We start from the raw sequence: 25,262 nt of genomic DNA on the forward strand, positions 1-25,262 counted from the left end.
CAGGATTCTCTGCCTGCGGCGTATAGAACCACTTCGCCGCAGTGCGATAATATAAAAAAAGAGACCCAAATGACGGAATGGGTCTCTTTTTATGGAATAGGAAATTCCGATAGAATTCCCTATTCCATAAAAGCAAGCAGAGCTTGCAAAGATGCGTACTCGGCGCAGTGGTAGATGGTTGCTGAAGCAACCGCGCCTCGGCGCGAGAATGTGCCATTGGCACATTTTTTTAAGATTCGTCTATCTCAATTACGCGATGCTGTTTACAGCCTTGGTCAGACGGGAAATCTTGCGGGAAGTTGTGTTCTTGTGGTAAACTCCCTTGGAAGTAGCCTTGCTCATGGTAGCGATAGCAGCCTTTAAGCAAGCCTTTGCAGTCTCAACATCCTTTGCGGCAACTGCAGCGTCTACTTTCTTGATTGCGGTCTTAACCTCAGACTTGATAGCCTTATTTCTTGCTGTTCTAGTCTCGGCAACCTGAATTCTCTTCTTTGCAGATTTAATGTTAGCCAATCCGTACACCTCCAAACCATGTTTTAAAATAAGCTTATTTTTACATGTTCCGTAAAAGCCGGACACGGACGTCTTTACAAAACATACTCATATATTTTAGGACAGGAATAGCGTTATGTCAATACATATTTCTCAAAAAAATGCGAAAAATAAAAAAGAATCTTGTCACAGGGGTGAAAACAGGAGGGACAGCTATGACAGAATTTCAGGTGCGGACGGATCTGGCGCTGGAGGCCAGGGAGCGGTTCGAAGAAGATGTGGAAATCCGAGGCGTGGAGGTGGAGGAGGCCTACGACGAGCAGCGGGATATCCGGGTGACGGTGGTTCGAATCCGGACGGAAAACGGAGCGAAGGCCATGGGAAAGCCCATCGGCACCTACATTACCCTGGAAGCGCCCCGGATGTCGGAGCCGGACGAGGATTATCACCGGGAGGTCTCGGAGAAGCTGGCCGGATACCTGAAGAAGCTTTTGGATGTGAAAAATGAAAAATCGGTATTGGTGGTGGGCTTAGGGAACCGGGAAGTAACGCCGGACGCCCTGGGGCCGGAGGCGGTGAATCATCTTCGCGTCACCCGCCATGTGGTACGAGAGTATGGGAAGGCAGCATTTGCCCGGGAGAAGGTACAGTTAGTCAGCACTATCGTTCCCGGGGTCATGGCCCAGACCGGCATGGAGACCCTGGAGATAGTGCGGGGCATCGTGGCTGAGACAAAACCCGATCAGGTGGTGGTCATCGACGCCCTGGCGGCCCGCAGCAGTAAGCGCCTGAACCGGACCATCCAGATCTCCGACGCAGGCATCCAGCCGGGCTCCGGCGTGGGCAATCATCGGAACAGCCTGACGAGGGAGACCATCGGCATCCCGGTGCTGGCCATCGGCGTGCCTACCGTAGTAGATGCGGCCACCATTGTCTACGACGCCACCGGCGACCGAAGCAGTGTGCCGCCGGGACTGAACGGCATGTTCGTGACCCCGAAGAATGTGGACGAGATGATCCGCCGCTTAAGCTTCACCATTTCCGAGGCCCTGAATCTGGCCCTGTCCTGACATATGCCCGTCCTGCGCTTCATATAGTAGAAGGAATGAGGTGAGCTTATGAAGCGCGGGAGAATCGGAATTCGAAAACCGGGATTTGGGAAATGGAAAATCGAAAAAGCCGCAAACGGGGTAGTCTGGCTTCTCATCCTCACCATGGGACTCTATATCCTGGGGAGCGGCGTGAAACTGCGGCCTCTGAAAAAGGCCGCCTATGTGCGGGAAGTCTTGCTTCAGGAGATGGAAGCAGATCTGAGACGGGCGGCGCTCCAGACCCTCTATCCGGGCCTGGTCTACGCCGCCGGAGATCGGGGGCAGCGGGCGGACAGCCCGGGCGAATGGCTGCTGGAGCAGGCTGTGGGCGTATTTCCACTCTACTCCTTTCTGGCGGGACAGCGGCTCTACACCACCGAGATTGAGAGTACAGCCGCCTACGAAATTCTGATTCAGGGCGGCGTCCACGATGAAAATGAGATCAACCAGGAGACCGGTGAGGCTTTTGATCTGGCCGAGCAGGTGGAGGAAGAGAACCGGCAGGCCCAGAACGCAGCCTCCGATATGGATACGGACGCTCCGGAGGAGCAGACGGACGATACGGCAGCAGGCCCGTCGGAACCATCTGCCACGGGACACATCTACACCGCCGAAGAGCTCTCGGATTTTGATTTCCTGAAAAATAACTTCTATATAATAGAAAGCAACACGGATATCAGCAGCGACCTTCTGAACGCTGACCGTCTCCTGTCCATGGACATGGCCCTGGGGCAGGATAGCAGCGCGCCCCAGATTCTACTTTACCATACCCATTCTCAGGAGGGCTTCGTGGACTCAGTGGAGGGAGACGCGGGCACCACCATCGTGGGCGTGGGCGACCGTCTGGCCGAGCTTCTCACAGAGCGCTACGGCTATAACGTAATACATAATACGAAGGTCTATGACTACATCGACGGCGAACTGGACCGGAACCGGGCGTATTCCCTGGCGGCCGAGGATGTGAAACAGATTCTGGCGGAAAATCCTTCCCTTGAGGTGCTGATCGACCTCCACCGGGACGGCGTGAACGAGGGTACCCATCTGGTGACCGAGGTGGACGGAAAGCCCACAGCCCAGTTCATGTTCTTCAACGGCTTAAGCTACAGCAAGCGGAATGGTCCCATTTCTTATCTGGAAAATCCGTACATCGGGGAGAATCTGGCCCTGTCCCTGCAGCTAAAACTGGCCTGTGAAGCCTACTACCCGGGCGTCAGCCGCAAAATCTACCTGAAAAGCCTCCGTTACAATCTGCATCTGCGCCCCAAGTCTCTCCTGGTAGAAGCCGGAGCCCAGACCAATACCCTGGAGGAAATGATGAACGCCATGGAGCCTTTGGCAGAGGTGCTTTACCAGGTGTTAGATAATCCTAAATAGCATAAACTAACTGAAATGTCAACGACTTTTTTGGAGTTAAATCGACAAAAATTATCAATAAGAACGGTTTGTCTTGCCTTTGAAAAAGAGCATGCTATAATAATCCTGTCCCCAAAATATGATAAAAAATCATTGCGGACGCGTAAGACCGATACGGTTAAATCAAATATGCATACAGACAAGAGGAGGAAATGAATATGCTGAATTTTAAAGACATTGACTGGAAAAAGGGTGGAATTTTCGCTGCAGGTGTGCTGTTTGGCACCGCAGGTATCAAGGCACTGTCAAGCGATGACGCAAAGAATGTATATACAAGCTGCACTGCAGCCGTACTTCGCGCGAAGAGCTGCGTAATGAAGACCGTAGCAGTGATCCAGGAGAACGCAGAGGATATCTACGCCGGCGCAAAGCAGATCAACGAGGAGCGCGAGGCAGCCGCAGAGGCAGCAGTCGTAGCAGACGCTGAGGCAGAGAAAGCTGCAGAGACCACAGAGGAGACAGAGGCGTAAATCCATGAAGTTCATCATCAAGCATGAAATCAGAGGCAGAATCCGTGTCCAGGCCTGTGTACGGCGCATGTCCATCGAGGAAGCGGATACCCTGCAGTATTATCTGGATACGCAGGAATGTGTAATTTCCGCGAAGATACAGAGAAACACTCTGGGCATCGTGATCTGTTATACGGGAGAGCGGGAGCAGGTGCTCACACTCCTTCGGAACTTCCATTATGAGAACGTGAACGTACCGCAGGCGGTATTCCAGAGCTCTGGCAGAGCCTTGAATGAGGAGTACTGGGAAAAGCTGGTGAACAGCGTAATCCTGCGTGCGGGAAGCAAGATGTTTCTTCCCTACCCGATTCGCGCCGGCATTGCGTTTGTAAAATCATGGAAATATATGTGGAAGGGCGCGAAGACCCTGGCCAAAGGAAAGATGGAGGTTCCGGTACTGGATGCCACCGCCATCGGCGTGTCTGTATTGCGGGGCGACTTCGACACTGCAGGCTCCGTCATGTTCCTGCTTGGCATCGGCGAGCTCCTGGAAGAGTGGACCCATAAGAAGTCCGTCGGCGATCTGGCCCGCAGCATGTCCCTGAACATCGAAAAGGTATGGCTCCTAAGCGACGGCCAGGAGGTTCTGGTGGATTCTTCTTCCATTCAGGAAAAAGATCTGGTTGTCATCCATATGGGAAATGTGGTACCATTTGATGGAACGGTGGAAGCAGGCGAGGGTATGGTAAATCAGTCCTCCCTGACCGGTGAATCTGTTCCTGTGGCCAAGGCGCCGGGAGCGTCGGTCTACGCCGGAACCGTTCTGGAGGAAGGCGAGCTGACCATCCGTGTGAAGGTGGGCAATGGCGCAAGCAAGTATGACCGCATCGCGGCCATGATCGAGGAGTCCGAGAAGCTGAAATCATCCGTGGAGGGCAAGGCGGAGCATCTGGCCGATAAGCTGGTTCCCTACACCCTGGCGGGCGCTGCGGCTACCTGGCTCTTTACCCGGAATGTGACCAAAACCCTGGCTGTGCTGATGGTAGATTTCTCTTGTGCCCTGAAGCTTGCGATCCCGATTTCCGTACTGTCTGCCATCCGCGAGGCGGGCGCAGAGCATGTGACGGTAAAGGGCGGCAAGTACCTAGAGGCTGTGGCCGAGGCGGATACCATCGTCTTTGATAAGACCGGTACATTGACCAGGGCCTGCCCGACTGTGGCAGAGGTAGTTCCCTTTAACGGCGAGAGCCCGGACGAGCTTCTTCGTCTGGCTGCCTGCCTGGAGGAGCACTTCCCCCATTCCATGGCAAAGGCAGTTGTGGACGCCGCCAGGGCCCGCAACCTGAACCATGAGGAAAAGCATTCCAAAGTAGAATATATTGTGGCGCACGGCATTTCTACCACCGTAGAAGGCAAGAAGGCGATCATCGGAAGCTATCATTTCGTATTTGACGATGAGAAATGTGTTCTTCCGGCCGGAACCGAAGCGAAGTTTGAAGCGCTTCCGGCAGAGTATTCCCACCTCTATCTGGCAGTGGAGGGCGTTCTGGCAGCTGTCATCTGTATCGAGGATCCCATTCGTCCCGAGGCTCCGGCTGTGATTCAGGCCCTGAAGGACGCAGGTATCTCTAAGGTGGTCATGATGACCGGAGACAGCGAGCGAACCGCCAAAGCCGTAGCGGCTAAGGTAGGCGTGGACGAGTTCTTCGCAGAGGTTCTGCCGGAGGACAAGGCGCGTTTTGTAGAGGAAGAGAAGGCAAAGGGCCGCAGAGTCATGATGATCGGCGACGGCATTAACGATTCCCCGGCACTGTCTGCGGCAGACGTCGGCATCGCCATCAGCGACGGCGCGGAGATCGCCCGGGAAATCGCGGATGTGACCGTAGGCGCAGAGGATCTGTGGCAGTTAGTAGCCTTAAAGCACATCGGCAACGGCCTGATGAAGCGGATTCATAAGAATTACCGCACCATCGTAGGCTTCAACACCGGCCTCATTGCCCTGGGCGTAGCCGGAATCCTGCAGCCGACCACCTCCGCATTGCTTCACAATACATCCACACTTGTGATAAGCTTAAACAGCATGAAGCCCTTATGTAAATAGGGTATGCTGATAATAGACCGGAAAGCGGGCGCAAAAAGCGCACCCGCTTTTTGGCGTTTTATGAATTAGAGAAAACTAACCAAAGCAAACGGAGGAATTTTTGAATGACAACATTTGACCAGAGCAAAATCCGCAACTTCTGTATCATTGCTCATATCGACCACGGCAAATCCACCCTGGCAGACCGCATCATTGAGATGACCGGCCTTCTGACCAGCCGGGAGATGCAGGCTCAGGTACTGGACAATATGGATCTGGAGCGGGAGCGCGGCATTACCATCAAGGCCCAGACCGTCCGGACCGTGTATAAGGCAGAGGACGGCGAAGAATATATTTTCAACCTGATCGATACCCCGGGCCATGTGGACTTTAACTATGAGGTGTCCCGAAGCCTGGCGGCCTGCGACGGCGCGGTGCTGGTGGTGGACGCGGCACAGGGCATTGAGGCCCAGACTCTGGCAAATGTATACCTGGCCCTGGACCACGATCTGGATGTGATTCCGGTCATCAATAAGATTGACTTGCCCAGCGCCGAGCCCCAGCGTGTCATCGACGAGATCGAGGACGTCATCGGCCTGGAGGCCCAGGACGCGCCCCAGATATCTGCCAAGACCGGCCTCAACGTGGAACAGGTGCTGGAGGCTATCGTGCACAAGATCCCGGCACCGACCGGCGATCCGAAAGCGCCTTTAAAAGCGCTGATTTTCGATTCTGTCTATGATTCCTATAAGGGCGTTATCATTTTCTGCCGCATCAAAGAGGGTACGGTGAAAAAGGGAACCATCATTCAGATGATGGCCACCGGAGCCGAGGAAGAAGTGGTGGAGGTGGGCTACTTTGGCGCGGGCCAGTTTATCCCCTGCGACGAGCTGTCCGCGGGCATGGTAGGCTACATCACCGCCAGCATCAAGAATGTGCGCGACACCCGGGTGGGCGATACCATTACCGACCGGGACAATCCCTGCGACGCGCCGCTGCCGGGCTACAAGAAGGTATTGCCTATGGTGTACTGCGGTCTCTATCCGGCGGACGGGGCCAAGTACCCGGATCTCAGGGACGCTCTGGAGAAGCTGCAGTTAAACGACGCTTCCCTCCAGTTCGAACCGGAGACTTCTATCGCGCTGGGCTTCGGTTTCCGCTGTGGTTTCCTGGGACTTCTTCATCTGGAAATCATCCAGGAGCGCCTGGAGCGGGAATACAACCTCGATTTGGTGACTACGGCCCCGGGTGTTATTTATAAAGTGTATAAGACCAACGGAGAAGTCATCGATCTGACGAACCCGTCCAACCTGCCTGATCCGTCGGAAATCGAGCATATGGAGGAGCCCTTCGTCAGCGCAGAGATCATGGTGACCACCGAATTCATCGGCTCCATTATGGAGCTTTGTCAGGAGCGCCGAGGCGTCTACCTGGGCATGGAATACATGGAGGAGACCCGCGCCCTTCTGAAATACGAGCTTCCGCTGAACGAGATTATCTACGACTTCTTCGATGCCCTGAAATCCCGCTCCAGAGGCTACGCGTCCTTTGATTATGAGATGAAGGGCTACGTGCAGGCGGATCTGGTGAAGCTGGATATTCTGATCAATAAGGAAGAGGTGGACGCCCTGTCCTTTATCGTCCACAGCAGCACCGCCTACGAGCGGGGCCGCAAGATGTGCGAGAAGCTGAAGGACGAGATCCCGCGGCACCTCTTTGAGATTCCCATTCAGGCGGCGGTAGGCGGCAAAGTCATCGCCCGGGAGACTGTCCGGGCCATGCGGAAAGACGTGCTGGCCAAGTGCTACGGCGGCGATATCAGCCGAAAGAAGAAGCTTCTGGAGAAGCAGAAGGAAGGAAAGAAGCGGATGCGCCAGGTGGGCAATGTGGAGATTCCCCAGAAGGCCTTCATGAGCGTGCTGAAGCTGGACGATAAATAGGATTGTCGGAATGAAGAAAAAGCTTGGTATCTATATTCATATCCCCTTCTGCGTGCGTAAATGCGCCTACTGCGATTTCCTCTCCGCTCCGGCGGGCGAGGCGACCCGATCGGCATATGTGCGCGCCCTGCGGGAAGAAATCCGGTCAGCCGGAGAACTGGATGAGATTTACGAGGGAGCGACCGTCTTTTTCGGAGGCGGTACGCCTTCCCTCCTGGCAGGAAAAGAGCTGGCAGGAATCCTTGACGAGGTTTCCCGGCGGCTTCTTTTGCGTTCCGATGCGGAAATCACGGTGGAATGCAATCCGGGAACCTTAAACAGGGAAAAACTGGAAATTTATAAGCGGGCAGGGATCAACCGTCTGAGCATCGGCCTCCAGTCGGCGGACAACCGGGAGCTGAAAACCCTGGGCCGGATCCACACCTGGGAGCAGTTTCTGGAAAATTACGAGCTGGTGCGGAAAATCGGGTTTCGAAATGTGAACATCGATCTGATGTCCGCCCTGCCCGGACAGACAAGAGAGGGCTGGCTGTCCACCTTAGAGAAGGTCACAGCCCTCGATCCGGAGCACATTTCCGCTTACAGCCTGATTATCGAGGAGGGGACGCCCTTTTATGAGAAGTACCGGGAGGATGGACCTGAGGAGAAGGAGCTTCCGGGCGAGGAGCTGGATCGGATCATGTATGAGGACACGAAAGCATTTCTGCATGAAAAGGGCTATGAGCGTTATGAGATCTCCAACTACGCCAGGCCCGGGTACGAGTGCCGCCACAACTGCTCCTACTGGGAGCGGGTGGATTACAAGGGCTTCGGCATCGGCGCGGCGTCGCTTTTGAACGGGGTGCGCTATCAAAACAGCACCGATTTACAGGAGTATCTGAAGGGGCATTACGCCTACGAGAGCGTGGAGCCCTTAAGCGCCGGGGACGCCCTGGAGGAAACCATGTTCCTGGGGCTTCGGGAAATGCGGGGCGTGGTTCTGACCGATACGATTCGGAATACTTACGGACCAAAGATAAAGCTTCTGACGGAAGAGGGCCTGCTGGAACGGGCAGGGGACCGTATCCGTCTGACAGACAGGGGGATCGATATCAGTAATTATGTGTTATCAGAGTTTTTGCTGGATTAAAAAGCATACGGTGCTTACCGTACTGTTGGTGCTTTGGGTGGGATTGCTGCTTGTTCCGCCGACGGTGCTGACCGCAGTGCGGGTGGATTTCGCGGACAGCGGTTACGAGAGGGCGGAGCAGCTGAAGGTGCTGACCTCCCGGAGCGATACGACCATTCCCTTCAGTGGATTGCGTACCACCTACGGGAAGACGGGGCAGAGCCGGATCTACTTCTTTGACCCCATTTACCGGAAGGACAGTTATATCCGAAGGCTCGATCCCATCGACACGGAGTATGAGGAACCGCTCGGCATCCGGAGTATCACGATCACCTGTAACGGCGTCAAAAGCTTCACCCTGACCGGGGAAGAGATTCTGACTTATTTTACCTTAAATGACCAGGTGGAGGTGGCGGACAGCAGCCCGAAGGTACTGACGCTTACCATCACCGGCGGGGATTCCCAGCTGTTTCCTACAGCGGAATTTCGCGGGCGGTACGTTCGCACGGCGCGGCAGAGCGCGCGCCTGGGCGTCCTGTTTCTGGGGATGGCCGGTGCGATATTTTACGGGCTGAGCCTGATTTATGGAAAAATCAGGAAAACACCGCCGGAAAACCGCTGGATGGATCGGGCGGACATGTGTCTGATTCTGGTGGCTGCCTGCACGCTGATACTGATGACACTGACCGCCTTCTACGGCGATCACAGGCTGAACCCGGACGAGTGGGAGAGCCGGGACGCGGTGCGCTACTACGAGGAGCACAATGTGCCGCCGGACGTGCGGGACGGGGATGTGTCCGCCACCATCGGAACCTACGGCACCACCCGGCTGTCGGAGAAGACACCCTACTATCTCTACGCGGGAAAGCTGGCCTGTCTGGTGAACCTGCCCCATGAGGAGCGGCTGTTCGGCCTTTCCTTAGGCTTCCTGCTGTTTGGCCTGGTGATCTGGAATCTGCGGAAAAACCGGTATCTGACGGCGGTGGTCTTTCTGACGCCCCAGGTCTGGTATCTCTTTTCCTATGGCACTTCCGACGCCCTGGATTACCTGATGGCGGTGTTGGTACTGTATCAGCTGACGAAGCCGGACAGCATGCTGCACGGTATGCTCCGGCGTAAGTTTTCCCCAAAGGAGCTCTGGCGTTATCTGCTTGTGGGTCTCCTGTTCGGGCACATTCTGACGGCCAAGGCCAATTATTACGTGATCCTGATTTACGCATTTTTCATGCTGCTGATTCCGCTGGCGCAGGCAGAGAAAGCAGAGCGGAAAGGCCTGTTTGGAAAATATTGTCTTATCCTGCTGTTCACAGCACTTCTGCCTGCGGCGCGGCTGGGCTTTGACTTCTGGCATTACGGCCTGGAGAAAAGCAGGATCATTCTGGAAATGCGGGGACAGCGGGCTATCCATGAGCTGAATCCGCTGATGGATAAGAGCGGCTGGAACTGGTATTTCCATATGCGGGAGCAGGGCGTGTCCTTCCGGGACTTCCTGATGAATTACGGGCTCTTCGGCAGCCTGTTCCGCTCCTTCACAGGCCTTTACGGCGGCATGAAAATTCAGACGCCGGGACGATATTATCTGGTCATGGGAGGCCTTTATGTGGTATTATATCTGATGACAGGGTATGCAGTCCGGAAGAACGGCGGAAAGGCCGGAATATGGAAATGGCTGCTGCTCCACGGGACGGCGGCGGTATCGCTGCTGCTGGTCTTTTATAACGCCTATTGTGTGGACTTTCAGCCCCAGGGCCGCTACCTGTTTCCGGTGCTGATTTTTATGGCTCACGGCATTTCCCTGGATGGGAAACTTACGAAGACCCGATGGTACAACCAGCTGCTCTGTATGACAGCGCTTCTGGGCCTGTATTCCTTTGCAGCGGGAGTTCCCCAGATCTGGCAGCTTTGAGACAAAGAGAGAAAAGGAGAGAAACCATGATTAAAGAAGTGATTTTCGATATAGACGACACCCTCTATGATTACGAAAAAGGGCACGCGGCGGGAGTCCGGCAGATGCAGGAATACGCGGAGCAGGAGCTGGGAGTCTCCGGCGAGGAATTTGAGCGGGAATACCGGAGGCAGCACGCGGATATCAAAAAGCGCCTGGGTACGGATGACGCGACCATCCACAGCCGCAGCATCCGGATTCAGAATATGCTGGAGCATTGGGGAAAACCTCTGTTTCCCCATGTGACGAAGCTGTATCATGCATACTGGGATACGCTTCATGCGGTGAGCGAGCCGGAGCCGGGCAGCATTGAGGCGGTGCGGAGCCTGCGGGAAATGGGAGTACGCGTGGGCATCGGCAGCGATATGACCTTCCGGATGCAGTATGAAAAGCTGGGAAAATTTGGATTCGGCCCCTATATCAATCATATGGTGACCAGCCAGGAGGCGGGCCATGAGAAGCCTCATCCGGATTTTATGGCCCTGTGCATTGAGAAGGCTGGATGCAGACCCGACGAGATCGTATTCATGGGCGACAATTTCAGGAAAGATGTGGAGGGCTCTGTGCTGGCCGGGATGCACGGCGTCTGGTACCGGGCCAAGGAGAAGCCTCTGCCGGAGGACGCGAAGATTGGGCCGGAATCCTATCAGATCATACGCCATTACGATGAGCTGATTCCCTATATAAAATCCATCCGATAAATCAGAGAAGGAAGACAATATGAAAGAATTACAATATTTGGAAGAACAGCAGGTGAATCCGTTGCTGATTCAGGAAGTAGAGAAATTCCGGACCCAATATCCGGTGGCTGAGGCAGTGAAAAACCGTGTGGTGAAGCCACCGGTGCCCTTCTATGGAAAAGAGATTCTGGAGATGGCCATCGCCGCCCTCCTTCAGGGGGAAAATGTGCTGCTTTCCGGTTCCAAGGCCACGGGAAAGAATATCCTGGCGGAAAATTTGGCCTGGATCTTCGGCCGCCCCTCCTATAATATCTCCTTTAATGTGAACACCGACAGCAGTTCCCTCATTGGAACGGACACCTTCGTGGACAATGAGGTGCGTCTGCGCAAGGGCCCCGTATACCAGTGTGCGGAAAATGGAGGCTTCGGCGTCTTCGACGAGATCAATATGGCGAAAAATGACGCGGTTTCCGTGCTTCACGCGACTCTGGATTACCGCCGTCTCATCGACGTGCCGGGTTACGACAAGATCGAGCTCCATCCGGCCACCCGTTTTATCGGAACCATGAACTACGGCTACGCGGGAACCAGGGAGCTGAATGAGGCGCTGGTGTCTCGGTTTCTGGTGATCGATATGCCGGCTCTGACCGAGGAAACCCTGCTTCTGATTCTGCGGGCCAATTTCCCGGACGCAAAGGAAGAAGGAATCCGGGCCTTTGCCGGACTCTTCCTTGATCTGCAGACCAAGGCCCAGAACAGTGAGATATCCACAAAGCCGCTGGATCTGCGCGGTATGATCGGAGCCATGAAGACGGTACGCTGCGGACTTACCCCCAGAGCGGCCGTTACCATGGGAATTACCAATAAGAGCTTCGATATCTTTGAGAAGGAGATTGTCGGCGATATCGTTATGACCCGGATTCCGGAGGAATGGACCGGCAGCGAATTATTTTAAGTGAGGCAGCATGAAGGAACAGGAAACTCTGAATGAGGACTATTTTGACGAAAATCAATACGAGATAGATAATCGAATCCGGAACCTGTACTGGACGGTCAGCGGCAATTACGGCGAGAATATCAAGCTGGATACGGTGTCGTTCTCCCGGTCGCCTTGGGTATCCCTCTACGATGCGGTGAAGCAGGGTGCCTTTTCCCGGTATTTTGACCGGAATGCCTTCGGCCTGTATCTGGTGAAGAAGCTGTATTACGGAGCGGACGAGCAGGCGCTGACCAATGTGGCCCAGCTTGCGGTGGACAGCGCGGTGTACAGAAAAATCAGCGCGGAACGTAAGGGCGTGCAGGAGATCCGGAAGAAGGCCTTTTCTGATCTGCTGGAATACGATTTTACCAGACTGGCCTCCTATTATCTGGGACAGATTAAGATCTGCATGATGCAGCAGGCGGTCCGGGGATCGGTGAGCCATGAGCAGGCCCGGATGCGGCAGGTGCTGGATCTTCTGGCAGAGCTTGAGGATACCTATGATACCATGGAGATTATCCGGGTGACCGATAAGCTTTACAACTGGTTAATGGATCCTTATTTTGAAAAAAATCATGGAGACCTGGCGAAGGTGCTGGCTGTGACCATGGAGGAGCTAAAGGAATTCAGCTGGAAGGATTATCTGGAGGAGGAAGCGAAGGAAGAAGAGCTGACCCAGGTACTGAACCAGGTGAATCAGGCGGTAACCCAGACCGGGGAAGCGTCTACAGAGCAGGAGGAAAAGCGGGAAAGCCGTATGAAGCGGGTGCTGGTGGACGCGGAGGCTGCAGCGAAGATGTATTCCTACATCGAACTGAATTATGGCCGTTCCTACCTGAATGAGGGCGAGCAGAAGCGCATCAACCGCAGTCTCTGCCGGGGCGCCCACGCGGACTGCAGCCTGTATTTCACCGATGGGATTCTTTCCAATATGGTGAAGCGAAACTATCAGTCCGAGTACGCCAGACGGTCGAAGAGCGAGAATCTCCGGGTCTACGGCCACCATAGCCGGGTGGCGAAGCGGAATATCGAGATCCTGACAGACACCCTGCGCCGTGCCCTGGTGGCCCGGAGTGAGCGGGAGACCGTGCGGAGCGAGTATGGCAATATTCTGCCAAAGCAGCTCTGGAAACTGGGCCGCAGCCGTGATAAGAAACTTTTTGAACGGGTGCTGAAGAAGGACAGTTCAGAGTTTGTGGTGCATGTGCTCATCGATGCCAGCGGTTCCCAAAGGAGTCGCCAGAGTCTGGTGGCCCTGCAGGGCTACATCATCAGCGAGGCCTTAAGTAATGTGCAGATTCCCCATCGAGTCATGGGCTTCTGTACTTTCTGGGACTATACGGTCATGCAGCGCTACCGGGACTACGACGATCCGAAGGAGGCCAATAAGCGGATCTTCGAGTTCCACGCCTCTTCGAATAACCGGGATGGTCTGGCTATCCGGGCGGCAGCGGCGAGCCTTCGGGATCGGCCAGAGGAGAATAAGGTTCTGATTGTCTTAAGCGACGGGCGGCCCAACGACATCATTGTGAACCGTCCAAACAGTAAGAATCCCATGCCCTATGCGGGAGATTACGCAGTGCGCGATACAAGCTTTGAAGTGCGAAAAGTAAGGGCGGAGGGAATCTCCGTGCTGGGCGTCTTTGCCGGGGAAGAGCAGGATCTCCAGGCGGAGCGGCGGATTTTCGGCAAGGATTTCGCCTATATCCGCAATATTATGAATTTTTCCAGTGTGGTAGGCCTCTATCTGAAACGCCAGTTAGACGATACGGCACAGTAAAAGGAGTACAGTTTTATGAAAATGTGGCTGAAAAGATGGTGGAAGCCATTGGCGCTGCTTCTGGTGCTGGCCGGATTTCTGCTCTATCCGCCCATGGTGCTGACGGAAGTACGCGTGGATTTCGAAAAGGAGGACTATTCGGCGGGCAATCACTGTAAGCTCTTTGCCTCCCCCACGGAAAATCTGGGGCTGGACAGCGTAAAGAATGCCTACAAAAAGCCCGGAGAGGCCCGGTTCTTCTTCTGGGATATCCGGTGGCGGGACGGGAAGACCCTGAAGCGGCTGGATCCCATCGATTACAACCTGGACGATGAGATCCGGATTAAGAATATCGCGTTTTTTATCAATGGATTTTATGCGGGAGAGCTGTCAGGGGAAGCGCTTTTCGCTTCGTTTACCCCCAATGAACAGGTGGAGATGTACGAAACGGATACGGGATCTCTGGGTCTTTATATTACCGGAGAGGATTCCCAGCTTCTGACCACAGAGGCTTTTCAGAGCTTTTACCGGGAGATTGCAGGGCGCTATGCCCGCACGGGAGTCTTTTATCTGCTTCCCCTGCTTCTGGCGCTCTGGGCTGTGGCAGAATTCTATGTGCGGCAAATCTGGAAAAAGAGAGAGGATCGATTTTTCCTGGTTGTGGACACCCTGTTTTACCTGGCAGGGCTTGCGGCGCTGGCTTTGATTCTGACCGGAGCTTTTGTGGGATCGGATCTGGTGAATCCGGATGAATCGGAGGCTGTCTATTCAGTACAGTATTATATTACCCACTGGAAGATTCCGGACGCCAGGGAGCTGGAAATGGCGGCCTATTCTGTATTCGGTACCGCGCGCCTTACGGAGCTGAATCTGTTCTACATTTTCGCAGCCCGGATCGCCCGGCTTTTTACCTTCGACCATGCGGTGCGGCTGTTTAGCGTGCTGATGGCTGCCGGTCTTTTTTACCTGATTTTCTGCAATCTGAAAAAGAACCGGTGGCTGTTGGCGGTCATGTTCCTGACGCCACAGATCTGGTATCTCTATACCTATTGTACCTCCGACGCCATGGATTACGCGGTGGGTGTGTTGGTGTTGTACCAGGTGGCAAGGCCGGACAGTATGCTGCAGAAGCTCTGCAGCCGGGGCGTGAAAAAGGCAGACTGGTGGAGAATTCTGCTTCTGGGCTTCCTCTTTTCCAATATTTTTATGGCCAAACAGAACTTCTATGTGTTTGCCATCTACGCCTTCTGTATGCTGGTGGTGGACTGGTGCACGGCGCCAAAGGAGGAGAAGCAGCGGCGGTTTGCAAGCTATCTCTGGATTGCCGGTTTTGCCCTGGTGTTTCTTGGAATTCGCTACATTCCGGAATTTGCTCATTATGGCGTGCATCGTCAGCAGGTGCTTCGGGAGATGCAGGAAAAAATTGCGATTCCCGAACTGAATCCGGCCTCCGATCCGGCTATTCAGAGTTCCGCGTTTAATCTGTACGGAAAAGGGGTGACACTCCGGGAGATTCTGACGGAGATGGGATTCCATAAGACGCTGTTCCGCTCTTTTATCGGAACCTATGGAAGCCTGCAGTTTCCAAGTCCGGACTGGTATGGAAAGCTGATGGGAATCCTGTATCTGATTTACCTGGCATGGGTATCCGGTACAGTACTTCTGGAACGGGGATACTGTGAGCGCAAGGTAAAGCTTGGAATTTTATATCTCTGTGGCGGCGTGTCTTACGCGCTGGTGATTTATAATGCCTGGTTTGTGGATTTTCAGGCCCAGGGACGCTACATGCTGCCGGCGCTGATTTTTGCGGCACATGGGGCGGCGCTCAGGCCGGAGACGGCAAAGAGCAGATGGTTTCAGGTGATTCTGGCGGCGACGGCAGTTCTGTCTCTGTATTCTTTTGCAACCTGCTGCATTCCGAATATTACGCCGCCTTATTAGAATGGGGAGTTCAAAGGACAGAAAGGAGAGGGTTTTGTTATGAAGGAATATGAAGTAGTCCACGAGATTTTCAACGAATGTGCCAACAATCAGATGCGGGACGTGTTCATAGAGGAGGTTCCCATTGAGAACCTAGAAGAATATGTAAAACAGCATCACGAGAAGGAACGGGACTTCTCTTTTGAGCGGGAAGACCTGGCAGATGGAACTGTCGTCTATCATGTGAATACCTCCGGGCTTTTGCAGAGGTATACGTTTACGGAGATATAAAATGGAGAGCTTTTTTGAATGGGAGTACCGGCTTTTGATGTTTTTGCAGAACAGTATCAGGGGGCCGGTGCAGAATAAGATTATGTGGTGTATTACGTCACTGGAAAATGCGGGCTTTCTGTCCATAGCGGCCTGCCTGGCGCTGCTTTTACAGCCGCGCTACCGGCGGGTGGGGCAGGCGGCCACAGTATCCATGATTTTGGAGTTTATGCTGGTCAATCTGGTCCTGAAAAACTGGATCGCGCGGGTGCGGCCTTACCACTTGCTGGAGGATTTGATTCTGCTGGCCCGGGAACCGATGGATTATTCCTTCCCATCGGGACATACAGGCGCAGCCTTCGCGGTGGCCAGTGTCATGTTTATCGGAATGCCGAAACAGATCGGGATTCCGGCGCTTCTGGTGGCAACGCTGATTGGGTTTTCCCGGATTTATCTGGGCGTGCATTTTCCGACGGATGTTCTGGGCGGTGTAATTGTGGGCTGTCTTACGGGTTTTGTGGCCTGGAAGCTGACGGGATTGAAATTCCGGTAGGAAGAACGGACATAAAAAGAGCTGAGACATGGAATTGCCTCAGCTCTTTTGGTTATATCATTCTTTTACTTTTGCGGTGAGCGCGTCACCCTCCACATCGATGACGATGGTCGCTCCTGTAGAAATCTCGCCGCCTAAGATCAGCTTGGCAGCCAGGGTTTCCACGTGCTTCTGCATGTAACGCTTCAGCGGACGTGCGCCGTAGACCGGATCGAAGCCGTGGTCGGCAATGAATGCCTTTGCGGCGTCGGTCAGCTCCAGGGAAAGCTCCCGGTCAGCCAGACGCTCATTCAGCTCACTAAGCAGCAGATCGATGATTCGTGTGATATTGCCTTTGGTCAGCGGTTTAAAGAGAATGGTTTCGTCCAGACGGTTCAGGAACTCCGGACGGAAATGAGCACGCAGGTCATTCATGACCAGATTCTGGGCCTCCGGCTTGATATTGCCGTTTTCGTCAATACCGTCCAGCAGATAGGAGGAGCCGATATTGGAGGTCATAATCAGAATCGTGTTCTTGAAGTCCACGGTTCTTCCCTGGGAATCAGTGATACGTCCGTCATCCAGTACCTGTAAGAGTACATTGAATACGTCCGGATGGGCTTTTTCAATCTCGTCAAACAGGACAACCGAATAGGGCTTTCTCCGCACAGCCTCAGTCAGCTGACCGCCTTCCTCGTAGCCTACATATCCGGGAGGAGCTCCGATGAGACGGGACACGGAATATTTCTCCATGTACTCACTCATATCGATCCGCACCATGTTGGACTCATCGTCGAACAGGCTGGCTGCCAGCGCCTTGGCAAGCTCCGTCTTACCTACACCGGTGGGTCCCAGGAACAGGAACGAACCGATGGGCTTGGTCGGATCCTTGATACCGGCCTTAGAACGGATAATCGCTTCGGATACCAGCGTGACTGCCTCGTCCTGGCCGATGACACGCTTATGCAGCTCGTCGTCCAAGTGCAGGGTCTTATTCCGCTCGCTCTCGGTCAGCTTGGCTACCGGAATACCGGTCCAGCGGGAAACGATACGGGAGATTTCGTCCTCCGTTACGGATTCGTGAACCAGTGACAGATCCTTTTTGCTGATCTTTTCTTCTTCCTCGGAAAGCTCCTTTTGCAGGGCAGGCAGCTTGCCGTACTGTAATTCGGCGGCCTTATTCAGGTCATAATTCTGCTGCGCCGTCTGAATCTGCTTATTGATATCCTCAATCTCCTCACGGAGCTTCTGCAGACGCTCTACGGAATTTTTCTCATTGTCCCACTGGGCCTTCTGGCTGTTGAACTGATCACGCAACTCCGCAAGCTCCTTCTGTAAGTGCTCCAGGCGCTCCTGGCTTAAGTGGTCGGTCTCCTTTTTCAGAGCTGCCTCCTCGATCTCCAGCTGCATAATCTTACGTCGCAGCTCGTCAAGCTCGGTCGGCATGGAATCCAGCTCCGTCTTAATCAGAGCACAGGCCTCGTCCACCAGGTCAATGGCCTTGTCCGGCAGGAAACGGTCGGAGATATAACGGTTGGAGAGGGTAGCGGCTGCCACCAGGGCGGCGTCGGTAATCTTCACACCATGGAATACCTCGTAGCGCTCCTTTAAGCCACGCAGAATGGAAATGGTATCCTCTACGGTGGGCTCATCTACCATAACCGGCTGGAAACGACGCTCCAGGGCCGGATCCTTTTCAATGTACTGACGGTATTCGTCCAGGGTGGTAGCTCCGATACAGTGGAGCTCGCCTCTGGCCAGCATGGGTTTGAGCATATTGCCGGCGTCCATGGCTCCGTCTGTCTTGCCTGCGCCTACAATCAGGTGCAGCTCGTCGATAAAGAGGATAATTTTGCCCTCGCTTTTCCGTACTTCCTCCAGAACAGCCTTCAGACGTTCCTCAAACTCGCCGCGGTACTTGGCTCCGGCTACCAGAGCGCCCATATCCAGGGAAAATACCTTTTTGTCCTTCAGACCCTCCGGTACGTCGCCCCGCACGATACGCTGTGCCAGACCCTCCACAACGGCGGTCTTGCCGACGCCGGGTTCACCGATGAGCACCGGGTTATTCTTGGTCTTACGGGACAGGATACGGATCACATTTCGGATCTCCGCGTCACGGCCGATGACCGGATCAAGCTTCTGATCCCGGGCTTTTTCCACCAGGTCAGAACCATATTTGCTTAAAGTATCATAGGTAGCTTCCGGATTATCGCTGGTCACCCGCTGGTTGCCCCGCACAGAGGACAGCGCCTGCAGGAAACGATCCTTGGTAATGCCGTACTCCCGGAACAGCTCCTTCATGGAAGGACTGGGATCATTTAACATGGCCAGAAACAGGTGCTCTACGGAGACATACTCGTCGCCCATCTGTTTAGCCACATCCTCGGCGCTGATCAGTACCTTATTCAAATACTGTCCCACATAGGGCTGTCCGCCGGAAACCTTGACTCTTTTATTTAAGGTCTGTTCCACACCGTTCAGAAACAGGTTCTGGTCGATGCCTATCTTAGCGACAAGCTTCAGGATCAGACTGTCCTCCTGCCGGAGCAGACTCATCAGAAGATGTTCCTGTTCAATCTCCTGATTGCCGTATTCGTAAGCCAGCTTTTCCAGGTCGTTTACAGCTTGAATGGATTTCTGTGTAAATTTGCTGATGTTCATAAATCTGACTCCCCTTTCTTTATAATAGGTAAAGAAATTGTTTTCTAAGTTTTTTATATAAAAAAGAAAGTCCCGGCATCAAATATACATACGGATATCTGATACAGGGCCTTTTTCTTTTTCTGCATATATGTATACCACTTTGAAAATGAAAGATCAAGGGGTTTTTGAAAAATAATTTATAAAAAAAGTATAAAGTGTCAGACTACTTATATAAAAAGGAAGAAAAAAGGGCGGAGGACTGCTTTGTGTATGGCAATGGGAACAAAAATTCAGGTTAAAATCAAGGGGATGCGGAAGACTATACGATAGAATGATAGCTGATTTCCCGTAGGGACGAGCAGGCCAGGCAGCGCCCGATGGAGCCACTGTCTGAGCCCGTAGGGCGAGTTTGGCGGTCGGGCGCGCATAAGCCGCCTGCGAGGAGCAGGGAAAGCTGCGTATTCTGGAGTATAGTCCTTCCGCATATCCCCTGTCCGGTATAATCAGAAAATAAATCTAAAAAAACTATAAACCCGCTTGACAAACCCCAAGGGTAGTGCTATCTTAATGTTAGCACTCAAGAGGGCCGAGTGCTAATAGGTAAAAACAAAGAGGTGAATGAAATGGAGCTGGACGAAAGAAAACAGAAGATACTGCAAGCCATCATCCGGAACTACATGGAGACCGGCGAGCCGGTAGGTTCCAGAACCATTTCCAAATACTCAGATTTAAATCTAAGCTCCGCCACCATACGGAACGAAATGTCAGACCTGGAAGAGATGGGCTACATTGTACAGCCCCATACCTCGGCAGGACGAATCCCTTCTGATAAGGGCTACCGCTTATACGTAGACCATATCATGGAAGAGAAAAATCACGAGGTACAGGAACTCAAGGATCTGATGATAGAGCGGACCGACAAAATGGAGCAGGTATTGAAGCAGGTCGTGAAGGTCCTGGCTGCGAATACCAATTATGCCACCATGGTATCGGCGCCCACCTATCACAGGAACAAGCTGAAATTTATCCAGCTCTCCAAGGTCACAGCCACTCAGATTCTGGCGGTGATTATGATAGAAGGCAACATCGTCCGCAACAAGGTGATTGATGTGACGGAGGAACTTGACCAGGAAACGGTGCTGAAGCTGAATATCCTGCTGAACAGCGTGCTGAATGGCTTATCCATAGAAGAAATCAATCTGGCCATGATACAGAACCTGAAAGAGCAGGCGGGTATTCACAGTGAGCTGGTGGGAAGCGTCATTGACGCGGTGGCAGAGGTTATCCACTCGGAGGACGAGGTTGAGATATATACCTCTGGAGCGACCAACATCTTCCGGTATCCGGAGCTTTCCGATAACGGAAAGGCCAGTGAACTGATAAACGCCTTTGAGGAAAAACAGCAGTTGACCAATCTGGTTACACAGACGCTGGAAAATGAAGACAACAAGGGCATTCAGGTGTACATCGGGCAGGAGACGCCGATTCAGTCCATGAAGGACTGCAGCGTGGTGACAGCCACCTATGAGCTGGGCGAAGGCCTGCAGGGAACCATCGGAATTATCGGTCCCAAGCGGATGGATTACGAAAACGTATTGAAGACGCTGAAGACCCTGACCGAGCAGCTGGATGAAATCTATAATAAGAATAAGGAATAAAGAAAGGGGCCGACACCCGTGGAACAGGAAATGAAGAAAGAAGAGCTTCAGAATGAGGAAGCGAAGGAAGAAGAAACTGTAAAAGCAGAAGAAGCTTCCGAAGGAAAAGAAAGCAGCGGCGGCGAGAAACCGGAAGAAACAGAATCCGGAGAGGAGCCCGAGATGCTGAAGAAGAAAAAGAAAAAAGACAAGATGGAAGAGAAGATCGAAGAGCTGGAGGATCGCGTCAAGCGCCAGATGGCAGAATTCGATAACTTCCGGAAGAGAACCGAGAAGGAAAAGTCCCATATGTATGAAGTGGGAGCCAGAGATGTGATTGAGAAAATCCTTCCGGTGGTAGACAATTTTGAACGCGGTCTTGCATCTGTACCCGAGGATCAGAAGGAAAATCCGGTTATCGTAGGTATGGATAAGATATACAACCAGCTGATGACTACACTGACGGATTTGGGTGTTGAGCCTATTGAAGCAGTGGGCGAGGAATTCGACCCGAATTACCACAACGCAGTGATGCATGTGGAGGACGAGGAGTTGGGTGAAAATGTAGTAGCCGAGGAATTCCAGAAGGGTTATATGTACAAGGATACCGTTATCCGTCACAGCATGGTAAAGGTAGCAAATTGACACGTAGGCAATGAGCAGTGCGTCAGATGACGAAAAATCAGATGTCATGCTTGCATGAACAGATAATTTTTTGGCAGATGACATAGGGCGAAGCCCGTGCACGAGATGAAGCGAAGCGGAATCGAGTGTAGCACGGCGAATGTTCTATAAATGAAATTAACATTTTACAATCAGAATAAATTGAGGAGGTCTCTATTATGAGCAAGATTATTGGTATCGACTTAGGAACAACAAACAGCTGCGTAGCAGTTATGGAGGGCGGAAAGCCCGTAGTAGTAGCAAATACAGAAGGAGCAAGAACCACACCGTCTGTCGTAGCATTTACAAAGACAGGCGAGAGACTGGTAGGCGAGCCGGCAAAGCGTCAGGCAGTTACCAACTCCGAGAAAACTATTTCCTCTATTAAGAGAGAGATGGGTACCAACTACAAGGTAGACATCGACGGAAAGCAGTACACTCCGCAGGAGATTTCCGCTATGATTCTGCAGAAGCTAAAAGCAGATGCAGAGAACTATCTGGGCGAGAAGGTTACCGAGGCAGTTATTACCGTACCGGCATACTTCAACGACGCGCAGAGACAGGCAACCAAGGACGCAGGTAAGATTGCGGGCCTGGATGTAAAGCGTATCATCAACGAGCCGACCGCAGCAGCGCTGGCATATGGCCTGGACAATGAGAAAGAGCAGAAGATTATGGTATACGACCTGGGCGGCGGTACCTTTGATGTATCTATCATCGAGATCGGCGACGGCGTAATCGAGGTTCTGGCTACCGCAGGCGACAACCGTCTGGGCGGCGACGACTTCGATAAGAAGATTGTAGATTACATGCTTGCAGAGTTCAAGCGCACCGAGGGTGTAGACCTGTCCGGTGACAAGATGGCTATGCAGAGACTGAAAGAGGCCGCAGAGAAGGCGAAGAAGGAGCTTTCCAGCGCAACCACAACCAATATCAACCTTCCGTTCATCACAGCAACCGCTGAGGGACCGAAGCATTTCGATATGAATCTGACAAGAGCAAAATTCGACGAGCTGACCCACGATCTGGTAGAGCGTACCACAGGACCGGTTCAGGCAGCGCTGAAGGATGCAGGCATTACAGCTTCCGAGCTTGGCAAGGTACTGCTGGTAGGCGGTTCCACACGTATTCCGGCTGTACAAGATAAGGTAAAACAGCTGACCGGCCATGAGCCCAGCAAATCTCTGAATCCGGATGAGTGTGTAGCTATCGGTGCTTCCATTCAGGGTGGTAAGCTGGCAGGCGACGCAGGCGCAGGCGATATCCTTCTTCTGGATGTTACTCCGCTGTCTCTGTCCATCGAGACCATGGGCGGTATCGCAACCCGTCTGATTGAGCGTAACACAACCATCCCGACCAAGAAGAGCCAGATCTTCTCTACCGCAGCTGACAACCAGACAGCCGTAGATATCAACGTTGTACAGGGCGAGCGTCAGTTTGCGAAGGACAACAAGTCTCTCGGCCAGTTCCGTCTGGATGGAATCCCGCCCGCAAGACGTGGCGTTCCGCAGATTGAGGTTACCTTCGATATCGACGCAAACGGTATCGTAAATGTATCCGCAAAGGATCTGGGTACCGGCAAGGAGCAGCATATCACCATTACCGCAGGCTCCAATATGTCTGACAGTGACATCGACAAGGCAGTGAAGGAAGCTGCTGAGTTCGAGGCTCAGGATAAGAAGCGTAAGGAAGCCATTGACGCGAGAAACGACGCGGACTCCATGGTATTCCAGACCGAGAAGGCACTGGAAGAGGTTGGCGCACAGGTTGACCCGGCCGACAAGTCCGCAGTAGAGGCAGAGCTTACTTCCCTGAAGGCAGTTCTGGAGAGAACCAAGGATCAGACTGATATTTCTGACGCAGACTTAGATGAGCTGAAGAACGGCAAGGAAAAGCTGATGAACGCGGCACAGAAGGTATTTGCAAAGGTATATGAGCAGGCACAGGCAGCACAGGGTGCGGCTGGCCAGGCAGGCCCGGATATGGGCGCAGGTGCCGGAGCAGGCGCCGGAGCAGGCGCTTCTGACGACGTGGTAGACGGCGATTACAGAGAGGTCTAAGATAAGAACAAAGCTTGACAGACGATAGGCAGTGCGCTATATTGAAAGGCAGGCTTGAAAGAATAAGATCCAAGAGAGGCTCATAAAGAGCCTTTCTTGGATTTTGCCGCAAAGCAATCGAGAAAAGATATAAAGGAAGATAGAAGAAATGGCAGAGCAGAAAAGAGATTACTACGAGGTTCTGGGCGTAGACAAGAACGCCGATGATGCGACCATTAAAAAAGCATACCGTCAGTTGGCGAAAAAATACCACCCGGATATGAACCCCGGCGACAAAGAAGCAGAAGTGAAATTCAAAGAGGCTTCCGAGGCTTACGCAGTTTTAAGTGATCCGGATAAGAGACGCCAGTACGATCAGTTTGGCCATGCAGCCTTTGAGGGAGGCGCAGGCGGCGGTGCAGGCGGCTTCGGCGGCTTTGATTTCAACGGAGCGGATATGGGAGATATCTTCGGGGATATCTTTGGTGATCTCTTTGGAGGTAGCCGCGGCAGACGCGCCAACAACGGCCCCATGCAGGGGGCGAACCTTCGTACCCAGGTGCGTGTCACCTTTGAGGAAGCAGTTTTCGGCTGTGAGAAGGAGATTGAGCTGACCCTGAAGGATGAGTGCGGCAGCTGTCACGGAACCGGAGCGAAGCCGGGTACCTCGCCGGTAACCTGTCCGAAATGCGGCGGCAAGGGCCAGGTGGTTTACACCCAGCAGTCCATGTTTGGAATGGTGCAGAATGTACGTCCCTGTCCGGATTGTAACGGAACAGGAAAAATCATCAAGGAAAAGTGTCCGGACTGCTACGGAACCGGTTACATTGCCAGCAAGAAGAAGATTTCTGTATCCATACCGGCCGGTATCGATAACGGACAGAGTATCCGCCTGAGAGGAAAAGGAGAGCCGGGCGTCAACGGCGGCCCCAGAGGCGATCTGCTGGTAGAAGTCATCGTGGCGCGCCACCCGATTTTCCAGCGGCAGGATATGAACATCTATTCCACAGCGCCTATCAGCTTCGCCACGGCGGCGCTGGGTGGCACTGTCCGCATCAAGACTGTGGACGGCGAGGTGGAGTACGACGTGAAGGCCGGAACCCAGACGGATACCAGAGTGCGTCTGAAGGGTAAGGGCGTTCCGTCCCTGCGGAATAAGAGCACCCGCGGCGACCACTATGTAACGCTGGTGGTTCAGGTGCCGACGGATCTGAGCAAGGACGCGAAAGAGGCGCTGCGCACTTATGATGATATTGTAAATGGTAAAAATCCGGAGAAGCCTGGCAAAGGAAAGAAAGGCTTTTTCGATAAAATGAAAGAGGCGCTGGACGAGTAAGCCAGCGGGAAAAGTTAGAAAAAGACAGCGTGTTATGGAAAATGATAACACGCTGTCTTTTTTATGGAATAGGAAATTCCGATAGAATTCCCTATTCCATAAAAGCAAGCAGAGCTTGCAAAGATGCGCACTCGGCGCAGTGGTAGATGGTTGCCAAGGCAACCGCGCCTCGGCGCGAGAATGTGCCAACGGCACATTCTTTTTTACTTTATAGGAAAGACCGCCTCCGGCGCTCTCTTGAACGAAAAAGGCCCGCGCGGAGGCGGGCATGAAAACGGGACGG

At 53.2% G+C, this 25,262-nt stretch carries 19 protein-coding genes; 17 read left to right on the forward strand and 2 right to left on the reverse strand.

Annotated features, from left to right (window positions below):
* Positions 1-249: 249 nt before the first annotated feature.
* Positions 250-513 (reverse strand): 30S ribosomal protein S20, encoded by a 264-nt coding sequence (gene rpsT / locus OCV63_RS10800; protein ID WP_158363809.1) that lies wholly within the window; start codon positions 511-513, stop codon positions 250-252.
* Positions 514-707: 194 nt separating this feature from the next.
* Here rpsT and gpr point away from each other — a divergent pair, with 194 nt between their 5' ends.
* The 13 genes from gpr (at position 708) to OCV63_RS10865 (ending at position 16,679) form a co-directional block, all read left to right on the forward strand.
* The gene (gpr, locus tag OCV63_RS10805) at positions 708-1,562 is read left to right on the forward strand and encodes a GPR endopeptidase (RefSeq protein ID WP_158363810.1); all 855 of its coding nucleotides are present in this window, start codon (positions 708-710) and stop codon (positions 1,560-1,562) included.
* Between the two features lie 48 nt (positions 1,563-1,610).
* Positions 1,611-2,957 (forward strand): stage II sporulation protein P, encoded by a 1,347-nt coding sequence (locus OCV63_RS10810; protein ID WP_262670810.1) that lies wholly within the window; start codon positions 1,611-1,613, stop codon positions 2,955-2,957.
* A 191-nt stretch (positions 2,958-3,148) separates the two neighbouring features.
* On the forward strand, positions 3,149-3,466 hold the full coding sequence (locus tag OCV63_RS10815) for a DUF6110 family protein (RefSeq protein WP_416862028.1): 318 nt from the start codon (positions 3,149-3,151) through the stop codon (positions 3,464-3,466).
* Positions 3,467-3,470: 4 nt separating this feature from the next.
* Positions 3,471-5,546, forward strand: a complete 2,076-nt coding sequence (locus tag OCV63_RS10820; RefSeq protein WP_158363812.1) for a heavy metal translocating P-type ATPase — start codon at positions 3,471-3,473, stop codon at positions 5,544-5,546.
* Positions 5,547-5,650: 104 nt separating this feature from the next.
* The gene (lepA, locus tag OCV63_RS10825; RefSeq protein ID WP_158363813.1) at positions 5,651-7,465 is read left to right on the forward strand and encodes a translation elongation factor 4; all 1,815 of its coding nucleotides are present in this window, start codon (positions 5,651-5,653) and stop codon (positions 7,463-7,465) included.
* Positions 7,466-7,475: 10 nt separating this feature from the next.
* Positions 7,476-8,594, forward strand: a complete 1,119-nt coding sequence (gene hemW, locus OCV63_RS10830; RefSeq protein ID WP_158363814.1) for a radical SAM family heme chaperone HemW — start codon at positions 7,476-7,478, stop codon at positions 8,592-8,594.
* Positions 8,566-10,479: a DUF2142 domain-containing protein gene (locus OCV63_RS10835; protein ID WP_158363815.1), complete on the forward strand. Its 1,914-nt coding sequence runs from the start codon at positions 8,566-8,568 to the stop codon at positions 10,477-10,479. The genes hemW and OCV63_RS10835 overlap by 29 nt, the downstream gene beginning before the upstream one ends.
* Before the next feature lie 26 nt (positions 10,480-10,505).
* Entirely contained in the window at positions 10,506-11,219 is a 714-nt protein-coding gene (locus OCV63_RS10840) for an HAD family hydrolase (protein ID WP_262670811.1), read from the forward strand.
* Positions 11,220-11,238: 19 nt separating this feature from the next.
* Positions 11,239-12,153, forward strand: a complete 915-nt coding sequence (locus tag OCV63_RS10845) for an AAA family ATPase (protein WP_158363817.1) — start codon at positions 11,239-11,241, stop codon at positions 12,151-12,153.
* Between the two features lie 10 nt (positions 12,154-12,163).
* Positions 12,164-13,957: a cobaltochelatase CobT-related protein gene (locus OCV63_RS10850; RefSeq protein WP_158363818.1), complete on the forward strand. Its 1,794-nt coding sequence runs from the start codon at positions 12,164-12,166 to the stop codon at positions 13,955-13,957.
* Between the two features lie 15 nt (positions 13,958-13,972).
* Positions 13,973-15,877 carry a glycosyltransferase family protein gene (locus tag OCV63_RS10855; RefSeq protein WP_158363819.1) on the forward strand — a complete coding sequence of 635 codons (1,905 nt, stop codon included), beginning with the start codon at positions 13,973-13,975 and terminating at the stop codon, positions 15,875-15,877.
* Between the two features lie 39 nt (positions 15,878-15,916).
* The gene (locus OCV63_RS10860; RefSeq protein ID WP_158363820.1) at positions 15,917-16,147 is read left to right on the forward strand and encodes a hypothetical protein; all 231 of its coding nucleotides are present in this window, start codon (positions 15,917-15,919) and stop codon (positions 16,145-16,147) included.
* A gap of 1 nt (position 16,148) precedes the next feature.
* Positions 16,149-16,679 carry a phosphatase PAP2 family protein gene (locus tag OCV63_RS10865; RefSeq protein ID WP_158363821.1) on the forward strand — a complete coding sequence of 177 codons (531 nt, stop codon included), beginning with the start codon at positions 16,149-16,151 and terminating at the stop codon, positions 16,677-16,679.
* Between the two features lie 57 nt (positions 16,680-16,736).
* Here OCV63_RS10865 and clpB read toward each other — a convergent pair whose 3' ends face one another.
* Positions 16,737-19,322, reverse strand: a complete 2,586-nt coding sequence (gene clpB, locus OCV63_RS10870; protein ID WP_158363822.1) for an ATP-dependent chaperone ClpB — start codon at positions 19,320-19,322, stop codon at positions 16,737-16,739.
* A 605-nt stretch (positions 19,323-19,927) separates the two neighbouring features.
* On the opposite strand from clpB, the gene hrcA reads away from it, so the two are divergent.
* The 4 genes from hrcA to dnaJ all read left to right on the forward strand — a co-directional run bounded on the left by hrcA (position 19,928) and on the right by dnaJ (position 24,979).
* Complete coding sequence (hrcA, locus tag OCV63_RS10875; protein ID WP_158363823.1) at positions 19,928-20,962, forward strand: heat-inducible transcriptional repressor HrcA; 1,035 nt, start codon at positions 19,928-19,930, stop codon at positions 20,960-20,962.
* A 30-nt stretch (positions 20,963-20,992) separates the two neighbouring features.
* Positions 20,993-21,586: a nucleotide exchange factor GrpE gene (gene grpE, locus OCV63_RS10880; RefSeq protein WP_158363824.1), complete on the forward strand. Its 594-nt coding sequence runs from the start codon at positions 20,993-20,995 to the stop codon at positions 21,584-21,586.
* A 197-nt stretch (positions 21,587-21,783) separates the two neighbouring features.
* Positions 21,784-23,664: a molecular chaperone DnaK gene (gene dnaK, locus OCV63_RS10885; protein ID WP_158363825.1), complete on the forward strand. Its 1,881-nt coding sequence runs from the start codon at positions 21,784-21,786 to the stop codon at positions 23,662-23,664.
* Between the two features lie 148 nt (positions 23,665-23,812).
* On the forward strand, positions 23,813-24,979 hold the full coding sequence (dnaJ, locus tag OCV63_RS10890; RefSeq protein ID WP_158363826.1) for a molecular chaperone DnaJ: 1,167 nt from the start codon (positions 23,813-23,815) through the stop codon (positions 24,977-24,979).
* The last annotated feature ends 283 nt before the right edge of the window (positions 24,980-25,262 follow it).

This window comes from Laedolimicola ammoniilytica (genome assembly GCF_025567165.1).
GTDB lineage: Bacteria > Bacillota > Clostridia > Lachnospirales > Lachnospiraceae > Laedolimicola > Laedolimicola ammoniilytica.